This is a genomic window from Rhodococcus sp. ACPA4, assembly GCF_002300185.1.
Lineage (GTDB): Bacteria > Actinomycetota > Actinomycetes > Mycobacteriales > Mycobacteriaceae > Rhodococcus_F > Rhodococcus_F globerula.
Map to the genome: position 1 here is coordinate 377,411 of NZ_NSDY01000002.1, position 16,460 is coordinate 393,870.

The following is a 16,460-nucleotide window of genomic DNA, read 5'->3' on the forward strand; positions in this document are numbered from 1 at the left end:
GGCTCTATTCCACTTCACTGCTAGTCGAATAGCGAATCGGGCTGTCAGTATGAGTGGGTGGACCTCCCTCAGATGCCGCCGCTCGCCCCGATGTTGGCGAAGGCCGCTACGACAGTGCCGGTACAACCCGAATCCGACCAGCCGACGTGGTCGTACGAACCGAAATGGGATGGCTTTCGGTCGATAATCTTCCGCGACGGGGACGAGGTAGTCCTCGGTTCACGAGGAGGAAAAGACCTGGCTCGGTACTTCCCCGAAATCGTCGAAGCGGTGAAGTCGGAACTGCCGGACAAATGTGTGGTGGACGGCGAGCTTGTCGTGCCCCGGGAAGTGAACGGCGTGACGCGGCTGAGTTGGGAAGCGCTGTCCGAGCGCATCCACCCCGCAGCCAGTCGAGTGGCGCTGCTCGCCGAACAGACACCAGCACAATTTGTTGGATTCGACCTGTTGGCGCTGGGAGATCGGGATGTCGCGGCCGAAGATTTCAGCGTGAGGCGAGCATTGCTGGTCGACACGATCGGCGGCGGTCCGAGCTGTCATGTCACGGCTGCAACTTTCGACAGCGGTGAGGCGATGCGGTGGTTCGAGATGTTCGAAGGCGCTGGTCTTGACGGTGTGATCGCCAAGAAGCTGGTCGGCCCCTACCTGCAAAACAAGCGCGAGATGATCAAGGTCAAGCACGCCAGAACCGCAGATGTCGTACTGCTCGGATACCGTCCGCACAAGAGTCAACCGGGTATCGGTTCGATGCTGCTGGGTTTGTTCGACGGCTCCGATTTGAAGATGGTCGGTGGCGCTTCGGCATTCACCGCGGCGCGGCGAATCGAGTTGCTGGAAGAACTCGAACCGCTACGCGTCGGCGACGACGTGGTGGCGGAAGGCGAGGCAAGTCGATGGAAGTCGGCCGCCGATCGCTCGTGGGTCCCGCTCCGCCCGGAGCGGGTATTGGAAGTGGCATACGACCAAATGGAAGGGGAACGCTTCCGGCACGCAGCGCGCTTTCTGCGGTGGCGTCCGGATCGGGTTCCCGACGAGTGCACGTTCGATCAGTTGGAGGTTCCGGTGCGGTACGACTTCGCGGATGTCCTTGCAGGTGGTGTGTGATGGCCAGTCCGGCAGTGGAACTGGATGTCGACGGAATCGCGGTCCGTCTCTCCAGCCCCGACAAGATCTACTATCCGCAATTGGGCACCGACGGCGGGACCAAGCGTCATCTTGTGGAGTACTACCGCACAGTGGCGTTGCAGGGCGCCGCGGTGGCCGCCCTGAAGGATCGACCGACACACCTGCAACGCTTTCCCGACGGTATCGAGGGCGAAGAGGTCTACCAGAAACGATTGCCGGCGAAACGACCTGAACATGTCGAATCCTGTGAGGTGACGTTTCCGTCCGGGCGCAAGGCCGACGTCCTCCGAGTGCAGAACGCTGCCAACATCGTGTGGGCGGCAAACCTCGGAACCATCACGTTTCATCCGTGGGCAGTGCGCTGCCCGGACACCGATCATCCCGACGAATTGCGGATCGATCTTGATCCGCAGCCCGGAACCGGTTTTGCGGAGGCCGTCGCGATCGCCGACGAGGTACTGCGTCCACTTCTCTCGGAACTGGGCCTGGAAGGGTTCCCCAAGACGTCCGGTGGACGGGGCCTGCACGTCTACATTCCGCTCGCGCCGCGTTGGGATTTCATCGAGGTTCGACACGCGGGAATTGCACTGGCTCGTGAAGTCGAACGACGCAGCGGCGATCGGGCGACAACGGCCTGGTGGAAGGAAGAACGTGGTGAGCGGATCTTCATCGACTTCAACCAAAATGCCAGGGACAGAACGATTGCCGCAGCCTATTCTGCGCGCAAAACTCCGATTGCAACCGTGTCTACGCCGGTGACGTGGGACGAACTGCGCGACGTACACCCCGACGACTGCACTATCGCGACGGTCCCGAATCTGCTCGCCGACCGCGGTGATCCGATGGCAGCGATGCACGAGAAGGCCTTTGAACTCGATGTTCTCCTGGAAATGTTCGAGAAGGACATCGCAGCAGGATTGGGAGACCTCCCATATCCGCCCAACTACCCCAAAATGCCGGGTGAACCGAAACGGGTACAACCGAGTCGCGATCGAGATCGGAAGCAGACAGAAACCGAGTAGCGTCTGAATCGGACAAATCCGAGACTCGCGAGTGCATTGTGAGGTTGAAATGGATCACCGGGGCGCACGGGTTACAGGATTGATAGTGGGCGGCGGGATAATCGCAGCTCTGAGCATTGTCGGCGCTACTTCGCAGGCGTCGGCCGCAACATTGGACTGCTCTGCGAGAGGGCTCGATCAGACTCTGGTGGACGGCTCGTCGGCGTGCCGGGCGGTTGCCGATGCGGACAGTTCCGCCATCTCGCATGTCGAAGGTGACGGAGTAGGGGCCGCAGACTCGCGCGACGGCGGCACGTCTGCTGGGCTTGCGATGTTCGGTGGCGTCGCGGCCGCGGAAACTCGCGGTGGAATGCTTGCTGCCGTTGCCTTCGGGCGGGATTCGTTAGCTCTCGGGCGCACCGCATCGCCGTTTGCGGTCGTCCTGGCAGGCCCAGGCGGTCGCGCTGCTGTCGGTGATGCCGACGTTGGCGCAATCTGCGCCGGGGGTCCTGCGCTGGTTTTCAATATCGCGACTGCTCAGGGATGTTTCAGCGATGGAATTTCGACCTGGACGCTGCCGTGACGGTGCCCCGCACTACAGTTCACTTCGTGACACCGGTCACAAAGATGTAAAGCTGTGGTGGGTCGATCAGGGCAGCTGCCGTGATCAAACGGGGATCGGAGGACGCGATGACTGCAAACGCACGACGCGGTTCAATCGCACGCACAGAGGTGCCGGCGCGGACCGAACTGTACGTCGATCGTCGATTCCTGCCACTGGCAGACCGGTTCTTTGCGATGTACCGGCAACCGCAGCAAGGCGGCGGCGCTTTGGTTGCCTACCAGGGCGGCGAGAAGGTCCTCGACATCTGGGCCGGATATGCCGACCGTGACCGCCGCTGGGACCACGACACCATCTCACTTTCGTTCTCCACGGGCAAAGGTGTGGCCAGTACCGTCGTACATCGTTTGGCTGAGCGTGGATTGATCGATTACGACGCGCCGGTCGCGCAGTACTGGCCCGAGTTCGGTGCCGCTGGCAAAGACAAGATCACCGTTCGTGACTTGATGACGCATCGCGCCGGCCTGCACAAGGTGCGTGGATTGATGCGCAATCCGCTCGATCTCATGGACTACGACGCAGTTGTTGCCGCACTGGCTGCGAGCAAGCCGGATCCGCGCCGGCTGAAGGGCCCCGGATATCACGCGGTGACATACGGATGGTTGGTAGCCGAATTGGTTGCGCGGGTGACGGGACTGCCCTTCACGGACGTCGTCGAGGCGGAGATCGCGAAGCCGCTCGGTGTCGACGAATTCTGGTTCCGCGTACCCATCTCCGAGCGGACGCGTATCGCGAAGCTGTTTCCGCACATCAATCCAGCGGGTCTCAACTGGGCGTTTGCGTCTACGGTTCTCTCTCATGTCGGCCCCACTCGCGGTCTGGCCGAGGCTGCGATGCCCGACGGATTCGACGTGATGGTTCGTAATCCGGCGGTGCATGACACAGTGATGCCCGGTTGGAACGGAGTCTTCAGCGCGCGGGCGCTGGCGAGGATGTATGCGGCAATCGCCAACGGCGGCATGCTCGACGGAAAGCGGTTCCTGAAAGAGTCGACCATCGATCAGATGGCGACCATTCAAACGCGAGAACGTGACTACGTACTCGCGGTTCGGCCCAATTGGGCGCTGGGTTACCATCCGCCGATCATCGCGGCACGGCGTCAACCGCGAAACGCCATCGGACACTACGGCGTCGGTGGGTCGGGCGCATATGCCGATCTCGACAGCGGCTTGTCGTTGGGTTTCACGACCAACCGATTGGGTAGTGCCGTAACAGCACTTGGCGACCTTCGTCTCGCCAGGCTGGGAGCCGAAGCACAGGAGCTCGCGCGTCGGGGATAACGAGTGAGGTGAAAATGGTCGTAGATCTTGCGGCAGCAACACGATTTCTGGCCGGCAACGGCCGGATACTCGACCGTCACCGGTTGAATTTAGTTCTGGGGCAAGGTGATCGAGATGCTGCATTGGCGGCGGTCGACGGCTACCGAAATCCCGACGGCGGATACGGCTGGGGTCTCGAGCCGGACCTGCGTTCGCCAGGTAGCCAACCCGGTGGAGCACTGCATGCGTTCGAGGTTTTTGCCGATGTCGCCGCGGTGACCCCGCGGGCCCTGGAATTGTGTGACTGGCTGCAGACGGTATCGACCGTCGACGGTGGTCTGCCCTTTGCTCTTCCGATTTCCGAACCGGCTGGGTGCGCACCGTTCTGGGTCGACGCGGATCCGTCGGAATCGTCGTTGCAGATCACGGCCATCGTGTGCGCCACGGCGTTGCGGGTAGCCGAATTCGATTCCGCAGTGGCCAAACATCCCTGGCTCGATTCGGCGGTTCGGTTCTGCCTGGGTGCGATCGAGCGTGCCGAGACGTTGAGTGCTCTCGAATTGGCATTTGCGTTGCAGTTCCTCGATGCGGCGAACGAGGTCCGGTTGGTGGCAAAACTCGGTGCGCTCATTCCTCCGGACGGATTGGTGCACGTGGACGGGGGAGCTGTCGACGAGTACATGCGTCCGCTCGATTTCTCGCCGTATCCTTCAGGTCCGACCCGCACGCTGTTCAGTGCGGGAGTGATCGATGAGGAACTGTCCGCATTGGCGGCGAGGCAGTGCGACGATGGCGGATGGATGGTCGATTTCGACAGCTATTCACCCGCTGCCGTGCTTGAATGGCGTGGTCATGCCACAGTTTCGGCAGTTGCCCTGTTGAAACGCAATGGCGTGATCTGAAAACCGTTCTCGCGCCAAATTGGAACACGTTATAGTCTGGAAAGTGGATGTGCTTATGTGTTTCAGGGATAGGGGAGAGCTATGGCGTATGTGATCACGCAGCCGTGCTGTAACGACGCCTCATGTGTGGACGTGTGCCCGGTCAACTGCATTCATCCGACGCCTGACGAAGCCCAGTTCGCCACCACCGAAATGCTCTACATCGACCCGGACACCTGCATCGACTGCGGTGCGTGTGTGGATGAGTGCCCGGTCGATGCCATCTACTCCGACAACGAACTTGCTGAAGCCGACGCGCCGTACCTCGAGATGAACGCGTCGTACTTCGAGAAGCATCCGATGGGGCCGGACTGGCCGGAGCCGATCACCATGGCCAAGATCGCTCCCGAGTTGGGGACGCTGCGGGTCGCCATCGTCGGTTCAGGGCCGGCGGCGTGTTACGCGGCGATGGAACTGGCCGGCAAGCCGCGGGTCGAGGTCGACATTTTCGATCGCCTACCGACGCCGTACGGGTTGGTCCGAGCAGGCGTGGCTCCCGATCATCCGGGTACCAAGGGCGTCACCGACCAGTTCCGCGCTGTCGTGTCGAAGAAGACGGTGCACTGCCACTTCAATGTCGAGGTGGGCAATCATATTTCGCATACCGAACTGCTCGAGCATCATCATGCGGTGATCTACGCGGTAGGTGCGGCAGGTGATCGCAAGCTCGATATCCCGGGCGAAGATCTTCCGGGAAGCCATGCTGCAACCGAATTCGTGGCCTGGTACAACGGTCATCCGAGTTACGCCGATCGCAGTTTCGATCTGTCCGGGGAGCGGGCCGTCATCGTCGGCAACGGCAACGTTGCACTCGACGTCGCCCGCATCCTCGTCACCGACCCGGAGGTTCTGGCCAAGACGGATCTTGCGGATCATGCCCTCGAAGCGTTGCGCAACAGCAATATTCGTGAAGTGGTGATTCTCGGTCGTCGAGGTCCGGCGCAGGCCGCGTACACCAACCCCGAATTGCTGGCGCTGGGCCAGATGGCGGATGTGGACGTCATTGTGGATCCGGTGGAGGCAGAACTCGACGATTCGAGTCGGGCTTTTGTCGAGAGCGACGCCGCAGAGCCGTCGGTGTTACTCAAGGTGAAGCAGGCCCAGGAATTTGCCTCGCGCACAGCCGATCCCACACGTAAGCGCATAGTTCTGCGATTCCTCACCTCCCCGGTCGAGATCCTCGGCGACGGCAGTGTCGAGCAGGTTCGCATCGTGAAGAACCAACTGGTCGCAACACCCACCGGTCAACTGTCCGCACGGCCCACCGAGGAAACCGAGACCCTCGACACCGGACTGGTATTGCGTTCGGTCGGTTACCGAGGAACGCCCGTCGCGGACCTACCGTTCGACGATGCTCGAGGCGTGATCCCCAACGAGAACGGCCGCGTGATCGATCCGGAATCGGGGATGCCCATGCCCGGCGTCTACGCTGCGGGGTGGATCAAGCGTGGCCCGACCGGTGTGATCGGCACGAACAAGTACTGCTCGGCTGAAACCGTGTCCATGATTTTTGACGACTTCGCAGCTGGGCGCCTTGCAACGCCAAGTGCGGAAGCGGAGAAGTTGACGGTACTTCTGGCCGACAGGTCACCGGATCAGGTGGACTACCAAGGTTGGCAGCGGATCGACAAGGCCGAGCGCGCATCCGGGGCGGCTGTCGGTCGTCCGCGAACCAAGCTCATTTCGATCGAATCGATGCTTGCGGCCGCTCGCGAGGAAAGCTAGCGGAGATCGTTCAACCTACGTGCTCGGTGAGAGACCACTGTCCCGAACCCTGCAGTTCGAGTTGCCGATTGTGAAAGACGTTGAGCGTGCTGCGGTGTCCCACGCTGACCATAATGCTGTCGGGCAGTTCGCTGCGCAGCATGCGGTAGAGCGTGTGCTCGAGGCCTTCGTCGATCGCGGATGTCGCTTCGTCGAGGAACACGGTGCGAGGCTTGGCCAGAACTACCCGGGCGAACGCCAGTCGCTGTTGTTCGCCCGGAGAGAGGATTCGGGTCCAATCGGCTACTTCGTCGAGACGGTCGGTCAAATGCGGAAGATGCACCTGGTCAAGTACCGCTCGGAGCCTGCTGTCCTTGGCGATCGAACGATCCGGATACGCCAGTCCCGTGCGCAACGACCCCAGCGGCAGGTACGGGCGCTGGGAAAGGAAAAGCGACCTGCCCACCGGCCGGGTAACCGAACCGTCCGCGTAAGGCCACAGTTGTGCGATGCTTCGCAGCAAGGTGGTCTTACCGCTTCCCGACGCACCTTTGACGAGCAGGGCGTCGCCGTGATCGAGTGTCAGATCCAGCTCGGCGATCAAAGTCTCTCCGGAAGGCTTGCGTACGTGGAGTTTTCGGATGACAAGCTGATCTCCGGCGTCGGAAACGTCGAGCGTCGGTAGTGCCCGGGCTCGCTTGTCGGCGTCGGCGAGGCCGGTCAAGCGTATGAGGGTGGCGCGAAAGCTCGCGAAATCGGCGTACGACTCACGGAAGAACGACAAAGATTCGTGGACTTGGCCGAACGCCTGCGCGGTTTGCATGACGTCGCCGAAAGTGACCTGCCCCTTGAACAACCGAGAGCCTTGCACCAAGAACGGGAAGATGACGGCGGTCTGGTTCACCGCCAGATTGAAGCCGCTGAACTTCAGCGTCCGGAAGACAATTGCCCACATGTTGCGGATCACCGCAGCGAAGCGTGTTGCGAGCGTGCGACGTTCGACGTCCTCGCCGCGATAGAACGCGATACTTTCGCCGTACTCCCGCAATCGCACCAAGGCATAGCGAAAGGTCGCGCCGAGCTTCTCGTTCAGGAAGTTCAACATGATCAGCGGTCGGCCGATCCAGAATGCCAGCGCGGTGGTCACCAATACGTAGATGTAGACCAGGAAGATCATCGCGCGCGGAATCTCGGTACCGAAAATGGTCAGCGGTCCGGAGAGATTCCACAGGATCGCGGTAAAGCTCACTATCGACACCATCGCGGTGACCGCACCCATCGACAACGTGCGGGAATAGGTCACGAACGAGGTGATATCGGTCTGGATGCGCTGATCTGGATTGTCGATCGGGTTATGCAGGAACTCGCCGCGGTAGTACGCAAGACCGTCGAGCCAATCGTCGGTCAGGGTGTTGTTGAGCCAGATGCGCCACTTGATGTCGAGGGCCTGGCCGACGAAGTACGTGAGGAGCGAACTCACGACGTGGATGACCGCCAGGACGGCGAACACTCTGAGATAGTGCCAGAACCCGGCTTCGTCGAGGTTCTGAATCGTGTCGTAGAAATCCTTGTACCAGTAGGAGAACAACACCGTCACGCGCACAGCCCACACCGTGAGCAGCAGCAGTACTGCAAGAATCAGTATTGGAACGGGGCTGCGCCTGGGGTTGAAGTACGGCCAGGCCATCCGTCGAAACTGGCTGCCCCAGGCAGTGAAGCGGGCCAGCAGAATTGCCGTGATCGCGAGGGCGGCGGCGGTGATCGTATAAGCCTTCGCCAGCCACAGCGCACTGTCCGGAACTGCGGTGCTCCAGTTCACGTGCACCTCCGTCGCAGAACGGAAAAGGCGATCCCGTCGGGTACGGAAGCTGAAAAGCGGATTCACCGAAGTGGATGCCGCCAAACCTGGAACACCGTGCTCCCCGACCGTTGACAGCTACGGTTCAGCGAACCTTCGTATTGCTGGATTTCTCGTTTTATGTGTTAATTACAAGGGAATTGTGCGGTTTGCTCCGAATGGCGCGTTGGCGTCGATGCCAGGCGGGTATCGACGCCAGCCTCGCATGACCAGCAAATGCACGTTGTCGAAGGAAAGTAGTGAGATGGTCAGCAAGCGAGTGCGTCGGACATCCCGGATAGCTGTAGCGGTTGTCGGAGTAGTGGCTGCAGGCCTCACATTTGCCGGACCGGCAGCGGCTTTCCCGCTCTTTCCCGGTGGTCCGGAGATTCCAGTACCCGTCGTCGCCGGTGTTGCCGGCCTTGATCCGGCGCTCCCGGGTTTCATGGGCACGGCGGATCAGATTCCCGCCCCGGTTCCCAACTTCTCGGCACCGTCGGTCAACCCGTCCAACGGTGAGCGTGTCGGAATCGCTCAGCCGATCATCATTCGTTTCAACGAATCGATCGACGACCGCGCCACCGCGGAACGCGCAATTCGCGTCACCACCAATCCGCCGGTCGAGGGAAACTTCTACTGGATCAACAACAGCCAGGTGCGGTGGAAGCCGACGCAGTTCTGGCCCGCGAACATCGCGGTGACCGTCGACGCCGGTGATTCGCATTCCACGTTCAGCATCGGCGATGCACTCGTCACGGTTGCGGACGACAACACGAAGCAGATCACCGTCACTCGCAACGGTGAAGTGGTGCGCACCATGCCGACGTCGTTCGGCAAGCCGGGCCACGAAACCCCCAACGGCACGTACATCGTCGGCGAGCAACTGCGTGACATGTACATGGATTCGTCCACCTACGGCGTTCCGATCGATTCACCCGAGGGCTACCGGACCTACGTCGAATACGCGTCACGAATTTCCTACAGTGGAATCTTCGTCCACGCGGCACCGTGGTCCGTTGCGCAACAGGGATTCACCAACGTGAGCCATGGCTGCCTCAATGTCAGTACCGAGAACGCCAAGTGGTTCTTCGAGAACGCAGGCAAGGGCGACCCCGTGATCGTGCAGAACACTGCCGGTGGAATCCTCAGCGGCGCCGACGGACTGGGTGACTGGAACCGCTAGAAGCGCCTTACAGTTCTGGGCATGACCGTTGCTCGTTCGCTTCTGCTGTTCGTTCTTGCCGCCGTACTCGAAATCGGTGGAGCCTGGCTGGTGTGGCAGGGAATTCGCGAGAACAAAGGCTGGATCTGGGTCGGCCTCGGCGTGATCTCACTCGGCCTGTACGGGCTGGTCGCGACGATGCAGCCCGACGCGAACTTCGGTCGAATCCTGGCCGCGTACGGCGGCATATTTGTCGCTGGATCCTTGCTGTGGGCAGTGGTGATGGACGGTTTCCGCCCTGACCGTTTCGATATCGCCGGCGCGCTGATCTGCCTGGTCGGGGTTGGCGTGATCATGTATGCGCGGTAGGGCCTTCGGCCCTGTGCGCCTTTCTGGTAGCGACCACTACCAAAAAGGCGCACAGGGGCTTACCGCTAAGCCTTCGCCCGAACCACCAGAACAGTGCCGGGGAACTCGGCTGCAAGTTCGCGGCGAGCGTGCTTGATGCACGCGGTGCCGTAGCCCTTCTTCCGTGCCTGCGGAGCGATCCAGATCGCGACGTTCACTTCCTGATCGGTGAGCTCACCGAAAACCAGGCCGACGCTCTTCGGGGTATCAGACGAAAGGTCCTCGGCGACAAACCAAGCCGCGCTTTCGTCGTCGATCCGCCCCAAGCCTGCAGCGCGCTCCGATTCGACGCGATCCGAAGCCCACGGAGCGCCGCCGTCGTCGAACTGCTCCGTGGAGCGTTCCGCAAACAGTGCGGCATCGTCGGTGCTGTCGGTGAACGGGCGCAGGTTGAAGTTCGCGCCGCTGCTTGCCGGGCGATCCACGGCGGTCCATTCCAAGGTGGCGTCGAGGTTCTCGAGTTCGCCCTGGATACGGTCGCGTGCCGCCTTGGTCAGTGCGCTGAACTTGAGGCCCAACACGGCTTCCGCGTTGGACTCCGACGTCCCGAGCAGTTCTGCAACCGTCGCGACTGCTGCCTGATGATCGGCGCTGTCGACAACGGCGTCCAGGACCTCGTGTCGGCGTTCCAAGGCGCGAACAAGTGCGGCGGTGAGCTCGCGACGGTCCAGGATCTGATCTTGAATGTGCGTCGTCATAAATGCGACTCCTTGCTGTTCGAGGCTACGTTGTTCGAGGCTACAAACGATTGCCGTGCGGACCGTACTGGTCAATACTGCTCCACCTTGCACGTTATGGCACGTGTTCAGCCTGTGGTGCGGCGGACGAGCCGTTCGTAGCGCTGACGTGCAGCCTGGGTGCTGCCGAGCCCGAGTCCGAACGCGATGTCCTGCCACGTCATTCCGCGTTTGCGTGCGAGCGCGAGGAAGAGCGCTTCGTCCTGGTCCATTTCGGCGCGAGCCTTGGGGATGAGACTCAAGGCGGCCATGATGTCGGCGTCGTCGACGTCCGGTTCACCGGGTTCGCGTGTGCTGCTGCCCGCGGCGAGGCCGCCGACGACGCGGATCGCGCCGTACGGTTCGAGCATGTGGGGGAGGGATTGCCTGGCGCGTTGGCCCTCTGTTGATCCGTGGCGTTCGTTGATGCGAAAGAGCCCGGCGTACTCGCGATGTGCGCGCTCACGGCCGGGCTCGATCGGTCGAAATGGGTCATCGGTCATGCTTTTCAGGTTTGCACGATCCGTTGGCAATGTAAACACTTCGTTGTAAACAAGTTGTTCACTTGTTTGCGAGCGGCTCACAGACGACGACCGGGATAACCCGATCCGTCCAGGCTTGGTAATTGTCGAAGTCTGCGTACATCGCGACCAGTTTGGGCCAGAGTCGGGCGCGTTCCTCGTCTGTGGCGACACGAGCTTTCATCGACTGCACGCGCGACTTGATCTGGACGGTCACCACAGGATCGGCCTTGACGTTGAGGTACCACATCGGGTTCTTCGGCAGACCGCCTTGTGACGCCACCAGAATCACGTTGTCGTCGTCCTCGAGAAAAAGCAGCGGACTGATCCGTTCCTCGCCCGACTTTCGGCCAGTGGTTGTGAGCAGGCAGATCGGCAGCCCGCGTGGAAACGCGCTGCCGACCCGCCACTTGCTGCCCAGCATTCCGTCGGTCGCCCGATACATCGCGACGTTGGCTTTCGACATCCACTTGATGATCGTGACTGTCACCGGAGCGTCGAGTCCCTTGGGTTTAGCTGGGGGAGTACTCATGTCAGATGCGCTCGATGATCGTGCCGGTTGCCAGTGCGCCGCCCGCGCACATCGTGATCAACGCAGTCGAACCGTCGCGCCGCTCGAGTTCGTGCAGGGCCGTCGTGATCAGTCGTGAGCCCGTGCTGCCGACCGGATGGCCGAGTGCAAGCGCGCCGCCGTTGACGTTGACGTTGTCGAAATCCGGTCCGTGAACCTGCGCCCAGGACAGTGCAACCGAAGCGAAGGCCTCGTTGACCTCGAACAGATCGAGGTCGCCGATCTTCATGCCGCTCTTCTCGAGTACGCGGGTCGTGGCCTGAACCGGACCGTCGAGGTGGAACTCGGGTTCGGATCCGACGAGGGCCTGCGCGACGATGCGGGCGCGTGGCTTCAAGCCGAGAGCGCGGGCCTTGTCCTCGTCCATGAGCAGGACGGCAGCGGCACCGTCGGAGATCTGCGAAGACGTTCCGGCAGTGTGGATTGCGCCCTCCATGACCGGCTTCAACCGAGCCAGGGACTCGGCCGTCGTGTCACGCAGACCCTGATCGCGATTGACCAGCTTGGTCTCGCCGGTCAGGTTGCCTTCCTTGTCGACCTGAGGTGCGGACAGTTCGAGCACCTCGCGGTCGAAGCGGCCTTCTTCCCAGGCCTGCTTTGCGAGGGCCTGGGAGCGGACGCCGAGAGCTTCGAGGTCCTCACGGGTCAGTCCGCGGCGACGTGCGATGCGCTCGGCGGCTCCGAACTGGTCGGGCATGTCGATGTCCCAGGTGGCGGGACGGCGTGGTCCGGCGAGAGTTCCGACATTGGCCCCAAGCGGGACCTGGCTCATCGCTTCGATGCCGCAGGCGATTCCGGCGTCGATCGCGCCGGTGGAGATCAAGCCGGCGATCAGATGATTGGCCTGCTGAGCGGATCCACACTGGCAGTCGACGGTGGTGGCACCGGTCTGCCATGGCAGTCCGGCGTGCAGCCATGCGGTGCGGGTGATGTTGTTGGACTGTGCGCCGGCTTGGGTGACGCAGCCGCCGATCACCTGCTCGATCAACATCGGGTCGATTCCCGAGCGATCGAGAAGACCCTTCTGAGCAGCTCCGAGAATTTCGGCAGCGTGCAGGCCGGCGAGCCAGCCTCCACGCTTACCGATCGGTGTGCGGACGGCCTCGACGATTACTGGTGTGCCCACGGTGGGTTCCTTTCCTTGTATTGAAAAAGTAGAACAAGTTCTTAGCAAGAAGCAAGAGGTGTCTACTGTTTCCTTTCCTAGTAAGCAGGCTTGTGTTTCAATGTAAGTAGAACGTGTTCCACATTACGGATGGTCATCACCTCGGTGATGAAAAGGCTCATGGCAGGAGACATCAGTGGCACAGCCCGCAATCCCCCAGGGGATCGACTTCACGGACCCCGACATCTACGCAGAGCGGATGCCTTTCGAGGAATTTGCTCAGCTGCGTAAGACCGCTCCCGTGTGGTGGAATCCGCAGCCGCCGGAGATCGGCGGGTTCCAGGACGAGGGCTACTGGGTGGTCACTCGGCATGAAGAGGTCAAGGACGTCTCGCAGCGCAGTGACATCTTCTCGACCCACGAGAACACCGCGATCCCGCGTTTTGCCGACGACATCCCGCGTGAGAACGTCGAAATGCAGCGATTCATCCTGATCAACAAGGATGCTCCCGAGCACACCAAACTCCGCAAGCTGATTTCGCGCGGGTTCACGCCGCGAGCGATCAACAGCCTGCGCGACGAACTGACCGAGCGTGCCGAGCAGATCGTGAAGACCGCTGCCGAAAGTGGTGCCGGAGACTTCGTCACGCAGGTGGCGTCGGAACTTCCGTTGCAGGCGATTGCCGAGCTTCTCGGTGTGCCGCAGGAAGACCGTATGAAGCTCTTCGACTGGTCCAACCAGATGACGTCGTACGACGACCCGGAGTTCGACATCGATCCGCAGGCCGCGTCGATGGAGATTCTCGGGTACGCGTACCAGATGGCGGATCAGCGCAAGAAGTGTCCCGCCGATGACATCGTCACCAAGCTCATCGAAGCTGACATCGACGGAAATGAGCTCTCCCCTGAGGAATTCGGCTTCTTCGTGATCCTTCTTGCGGTCGCGGGAAACGAGACCACTCGCAATGCGATCACACATGGCATGGTGGCGTTCCTGGACAATCCCGACCAGTGGGAGCTGTACAAGAAGGAGCGTCCCAAGACCGCTGCTGACGAGATCGTTCGTTGGGCCACGCCGGTCACGTCCTTCCAGCGCACCGCTCTCGAGGACACCGAGCTCGGTGGGCAGCAGATCAAGAAGGGCGATCGCGTCGTGATGATGTACGCGTCGGCCAACTTCGATGAAGACGTCTTCGAGAACCCCACGAAGTTCGACATCATGCGCGACCCCAATCCGCACCTCGGATTCGGCGGCACCGGTGCGCACTACTGCGTCGGCGCGAATCTGGCTCGCCTCGAAATCGACTTGATCTTCAACGCGATCGCCGATCATCTTCCCGACATCAGCCGGCTCGGAGATCCTCGTCGTCTGCGCTCGGGCTGGCTCAACGGCATCAAAGAGTTTCAGGTTGATTACAAGACCGGCGGCTGTCCGGTCAAACACTGAACCAGCCCTATACTGAGAGGGTAACCGGCAGGTAAGTATGTGTATGTAGGTATGTGTACGGAATCGAAGGTTGGCGCTGCGCTTTCGACTGCACAGAACTACAGTTGACGTTCTGAGGAGCCACTAGCTGGCTACTTGGAACTACGGTGGCGTCTGTGGGATCCCTCATCTCCCGCAGGCGCCACCGTTTGTAGTTCCGGGGGCGGGTTGTTTCAGCCCCCGTACGGTTTTGTGATGGCTTCCAGGAAGTGCCCCGACGGGTCGAGGAAGTAGACACCGCGCCCACCGTCATTGGTGTTGAAGCCGGTGCTCGATTTTCGAGGATCCGCCCAATGATCGAGTCTCAGATCGAGTATCCGCTGGTAGATTCCGTCGAAGTCGTTCTCGGATACCAGGAATGCGTAGTGCTGCGGTGAAATCTCAGCGCCTTCGTCGACCTGCGCGTAGTCCAGCATCACTCCGTGCTCGAGTTCGACGGAGAGGAAGTATCCGGCCGGCACAGGATCCGGAAGACCGAACATGTGAGTGAAGAACCACGCAGACTCGTGTCGGTCTTTTGCGGCGATGATGGTGTGATTGAACGAAATGGTCATTGAAGAACCCTTGGGGTACGACGCCTCCATGCCTGGCGCAGTCCGCCATCGACACGCGACGATAAAAACCAGGAAACCATCTTCGTGAATCCGACGCAACAGTGAGGGCTCCGGTCAATATGACCGGAGCCCTCACTTGATCGTTTTGTTCGGTCAGGCTTTGCGAGCTGTTTTCATGGCGCGCTCCACTTCCCAGAACGCGCGAAGTGACTGGATTTTGCCCTCGTCGTTGACGCGGTAGACAAACACGCCTTCTGCATCGACGACCATGCCACCCACCGTGCTCCGAATCTTCCCGATGTTGACGTTCTCGTTACCGCACACCAGGGAATCGTCGATGAGGAATTCGAGCGACTCCGTGGTGGCGATCGTCATGTCGTAGAACTTGGAAATGGCTTCGCGGCCGTGATGGCCTTTGCCTTCGGGATCGAAGCCCGACGGGCCGACAGGATCTTCGACCCAGCCATCCTCGGCAAAGAGATCCAGCCAGGCTTCCTTGTTCTTCCCGCTTGCCGCTGCCCGCGATGCATTGCCCGCTACACGGGCGGGATGTTCGGTGGTCATCGTTTCCCTCACTGAATGTATTTCTCGGCGAACCTGCGCATGGAATCCTGTTTTGCCTCGAGCGGCGCGTCGAAGCCGATGCCGTCGAAAACCCAAGGAACCGTGATGATGTCGGTGACACCGGCGTCCTCGAGTTCGGCGTAGCCGTCTTTTCCGAACCGGTCGACGCATACGGTCTGGATCTCGTACGGTTCGTTCTCCTTGCCGTACTCGGCGCGCAGTTCGCGCAGTCTGGCGATGACGCCGACCAGATCGTCGAACTTGATCATCGCCGACGTCCAGCCGTCACCCACCCGCGCCGCGCGCCTGAGAGCAACCTCGGTGTGGCCACCGACGTAGAACGGAACCGGTTTGGTGGGAGTCGGACTCATCTGTAGGCGATCGAAATCGAAGAACTCGCCGTGGTACTCGACCATACCGCCGCCGAGGATCAGCTTGATGACGTCGATCATCTCGTCTACCCGGGCACCGCGACGCTCGTAGGGAGCCCCACACCACTCGAATTCTTCCGGAGCCCAGCCGATTCCGACGCCGAAGCCGAAACGGTTGTTCGTCAAAGCGGCGACGGACCCCACTTGGCGGGCGAGGAGCACCGGATTACGGCTACCCAGCTTCAGTACCTGCGTGTAGAACTCGATTTTTTCGGTGACAGCGCCCATCGCGGCGGCGGCGATCAGCGGATCGACCCAGGGGGTTTCGGCAGTCCACATCCGAGACCCGTCCGGCGTGTACGGGTAGTCCGCCGTCTGGGTTTCCATGAAGAACAGTGAATCCGGCAATGCAATGGACGTAAAGCCGCACTCTTCAGCGGTTTTGGCGATACCGGGCAGCTGATCCAAGGGGTTCATCGCAACCCCGACGGTGTACTTCATTCTCGACTTCTC

17 protein-coding genes are annotated in these 16,460 nt (G+C 61.1%); 9 read left to right on the forward strand and 8 right to left on the reverse strand.

Annotated features, from left to right (window positions below; all coding sequences use genetic code 11):
* Nucleotides 1-57: 57 nt before the first annotated feature.
* The 6 genes from CJ178_RS24965 (at nt 58) to CJ178_RS24990 (ending at nt 6,673) form a co-directional block, all read left to right on the forward strand.
* Nucleotides 58-1,104, forward strand: a complete 1,047-nt coding sequence (locus CJ178_RS24965) for an ATP-dependent DNA ligase (RefSeq protein WP_095888260.1) — start codon at nt 58-60, stop codon at nt 1,102-1,104.
* Nucleotides 1,104-2,147, forward strand: coding sequence for a non-homologous end-joining DNA ligase (ligD, locus tag CJ178_RS24970; RefSeq protein ID WP_033232336.1), 1,044 nt, complete (start codon nt 1,104-1,106; stop codon nt 2,145-2,147). Before CJ178_RS24965 ends, ligD begins: the two co-directional genes overlap by 1 nt.
* A 49-nt stretch (nt 2,148-2,196) precedes the next feature.
* Entirely contained in the window at nt 2,197-2,709 is a 513-nt protein-coding gene (locus CJ178_RS24975; RefSeq protein ID WP_033232335.1) for a DUF6764 family protein, read from the forward strand.
* Between the two features lie 107 nt (nt 2,710-2,816).
* Entirely contained in the window at nt 2,817-4,028 is a 1,212-nt protein-coding gene (locus CJ178_RS24980) for a serine hydrolase domain-containing protein (protein ID WP_095888677.1), read from the forward strand.
* 14 nt (nt 4,029-4,042) lie between these two features.
* The gene (locus tag CJ178_RS24985; protein WP_095888261.1) at nt 4,043-4,909 is read left to right on the forward strand and encodes a hypothetical protein; all 867 of its coding nucleotides are present in this window, start codon (nt 4,043-4,045) and stop codon (nt 4,907-4,909) included.
* Between the two features lie 81 nt (nt 4,910-4,990).
* Nucleotides 4,991-6,673: an FAD-dependent oxidoreductase gene (locus CJ178_RS24990; protein ID WP_033232332.1), complete on the forward strand. Its 1,683-nt coding sequence runs from the start codon at nt 4,991-4,993 to the stop codon at nt 6,671-6,673.
* A gap of 10 nt (nt 6,674-6,683) precedes the next feature.
* On the opposite strand, the gene CJ178_RS24995 is transcribed toward CJ178_RS24990, so the two are convergent.
* Nucleotides 6,684-8,471, reverse strand: coding sequence for an ABC transporter ATP-binding protein/permease (locus tag CJ178_RS24995; protein WP_033232331.1), 1,788 nt, complete (start codon nt 8,469-8,471; stop codon nt 6,684-6,686).
* Between the two features lie 283 nt (nt 8,472-8,754).
* On the opposite strand from CJ178_RS24995, the gene CJ178_RS25000 reads away from it, so the two are divergent.
* Together CJ178_RS25000 and CJ178_RS25005 are read left to right on the forward strand one after the other, a co-directional pair.
* A complete protein-coding gene (locus CJ178_RS25000) occupies nt 8,755-9,672 on the forward strand; it encodes a L,D-transpeptidase (protein WP_033232330.1) in 918 nt (305 codons plus the stop codon).
* A gap of 21 nt (nt 9,673-9,693) precedes the next feature.
* On the forward strand, nt 9,694-10,020 hold the full coding sequence (locus tag CJ178_RS25005) for a YnfA family protein (protein WP_033232329.1): 327 nt from the start codon (nt 9,694-9,696) through the stop codon (nt 10,018-10,020).
* Nucleotides 10,021-10,085: 65 nt separating this feature from the next.
* On the opposite strand, the gene CJ178_RS25010 is transcribed toward CJ178_RS25005, so the two are convergent.
* The 4 genes from CJ178_RS25010 to CJ178_RS25025 form a co-directional block, all read right to left on the reverse strand.
* Nucleotides 10,086-10,757, reverse strand: a complete 672-nt coding sequence (locus CJ178_RS25010; protein ID WP_033232328.1) for a GNAT family N-acetyltransferase — start codon at nt 10,755-10,757, stop codon at nt 10,086-10,088.
* A 107-nt stretch (nt 10,758-10,864) separates the two neighbouring features.
* On the reverse strand, nt 10,865-11,278 hold the full coding sequence (locus tag CJ178_RS25015) for a hypothetical protein (protein ID WP_033232327.1): 414 nt from the start codon (nt 11,276-11,278) through the stop codon (nt 10,865-10,867).
* Between the two features lie 58 nt (nt 11,279-11,336).
* Entirely contained in the window at nt 11,337-11,828 is a 492-nt protein-coding gene (locus CJ178_RS25020; protein WP_033232325.1) for a nitroreductase family deazaflavin-dependent oxidoreductase, read from the reverse strand.
* A gap of 1 nt (nt 11,829) precedes the next feature.
* Nucleotides 11,830-12,993 (reverse strand): steroid 3-ketoacyl-CoA thiolase, encoded by a 1,164-nt coding sequence (locus tag CJ178_RS25025; protein WP_045068661.1) that lies wholly within the window; start codon nt 12,991-12,993, stop codon nt 11,830-11,832.
* Nucleotides 12,994-13,168: 175 nt separating this feature from the next.
* Between CJ178_RS25025 and CJ178_RS25030 the strand changes: the two genes are divergently transcribed.
* Nucleotides 13,169-14,419 carry a cytochrome P450 gene (locus tag CJ178_RS25030; RefSeq protein ID WP_033232323.1) on the forward strand — a complete coding sequence of 417 codons (1,251 nt, stop codon included), beginning with the start codon at nt 13,169-13,171 and terminating at the stop codon, nt 14,417-14,419.
* Nucleotides 14,420-14,631: 212 nt separating this feature from the next.
* Here CJ178_RS25030 and CJ178_RS25035 read toward each other — a convergent pair whose 3' ends face one another.
* From CJ178_RS25035 to CJ178_RS25045, 3 genes are all read right to left on the reverse strand, one after another.
* Entirely contained in the window at nt 14,632-15,012 is a 381-nt protein-coding gene (locus tag CJ178_RS25035) for a VOC family protein (RefSeq protein ID WP_045069690.1), read from the reverse strand.
* Nucleotides 15,013-15,165: 153 nt separating this feature from the next.
* On the reverse strand, nt 15,166-15,576 hold the full coding sequence (locus tag CJ178_RS25040) for a nuclear transport factor 2 family protein (protein ID WP_033232322.1): 411 nt from the start codon (nt 15,574-15,576) through the stop codon (nt 15,166-15,168).
* An 8-nt stretch (nt 15,577-15,584) separates the two neighbouring features.
* Nucleotides 15,585-16,448, reverse strand: a complete 864-nt coding sequence (locus CJ178_RS25045; RefSeq protein WP_095888262.1) for a TIGR03619 family F420-dependent LLM class oxidoreductase — start codon at nt 16,446-16,448, stop codon at nt 15,585-15,587.
* Between the last annotated feature and the right edge of the window lie 12 nt (nt 16,449-16,460).

Coding starts and splice junctions, on each gene's coding strand:
- ligD (WP_033232336.1), top strand. CDS start 1,104: ATGGCCAGTCCGGCAGTGGAACTGGATGTCGACGGAATCGCGGTCCGT.
- CJ178_RS24975 (WP_033232335.1), top strand. CDS start 2,197: ATGGATCACCGGGGCGCACGGGTTACAGGATTGATAGTGGGCGGCGGG.
- CJ178_RS24980 (WP_095888677.1), top strand. CDS start 2,817: ATGACTGCAAACGCACGACGCGGTTCAATCGCACGCACAGAGGTGCCG.
- CJ178_RS24985 (WP_095888261.1), top strand. CDS start 4,043: ATGGTCGTAGATCTTGCGGCAGCAACACGATTTCTGGCCGGCAACGGC.
- CJ178_RS24990 (WP_033232332.1), top strand. CDS start 4,991: ATGGCGTATGTGATCACGCAGCCGTGCTGTAACGACGCCTCATGTGTG.
- CJ178_RS25000 (WP_033232330.1), top strand. CDS start 8,755: ATGGTCAGCAAGCGAGTGCGTCGGACATCCCGGATAGCTGTAGCGGTT.
- CJ178_RS25005 (WP_033232329.1), top strand. CDS start 9,694: ATGACCGTTGCTCGTTCGCTTCTGCTGTTCGTTCTTGCCGCCGTACTC.
- CJ178_RS25010 (WP_033232328.1), bottom strand. CDS start 10,757: ATGACGACGCACATTCAAGATCAGATCCTGGACCGTCGCGAGCTCACC.
- CJ178_RS25015 (WP_033232327.1), bottom strand. CDS start 11,278: ATGACCGATGACCCATTTCGACCGATCGAGCCCGGCCGTGAGCGCGCA.
- CJ178_RS25020 (WP_033232325.1), bottom strand. CDS start 11,828: ATGAGTACTCCCCCAGCTAAACCCAAGGGACTCGACGCTCCGGTGACA.
- CJ178_RS25035 (WP_045069690.1), bottom strand. CDS start 15,012: ATGACCATTTCGTTCAATCACACCATCATCGCCGCAAAAGACCGACAC.
- CJ178_RS25040 (WP_033232322.1), bottom strand. CDS start 15,576: ATGACCACCGAACATCCCGCCCGTGTAGCGGGCAATGCATCGCGGGCA.
- CJ178_RS25045 (WP_095888262.1), bottom strand. CDS start 16,448: ATGAAGTACACCGTCGGGGTTGCGATGAACCCCTTGGATCAGCTGCCC.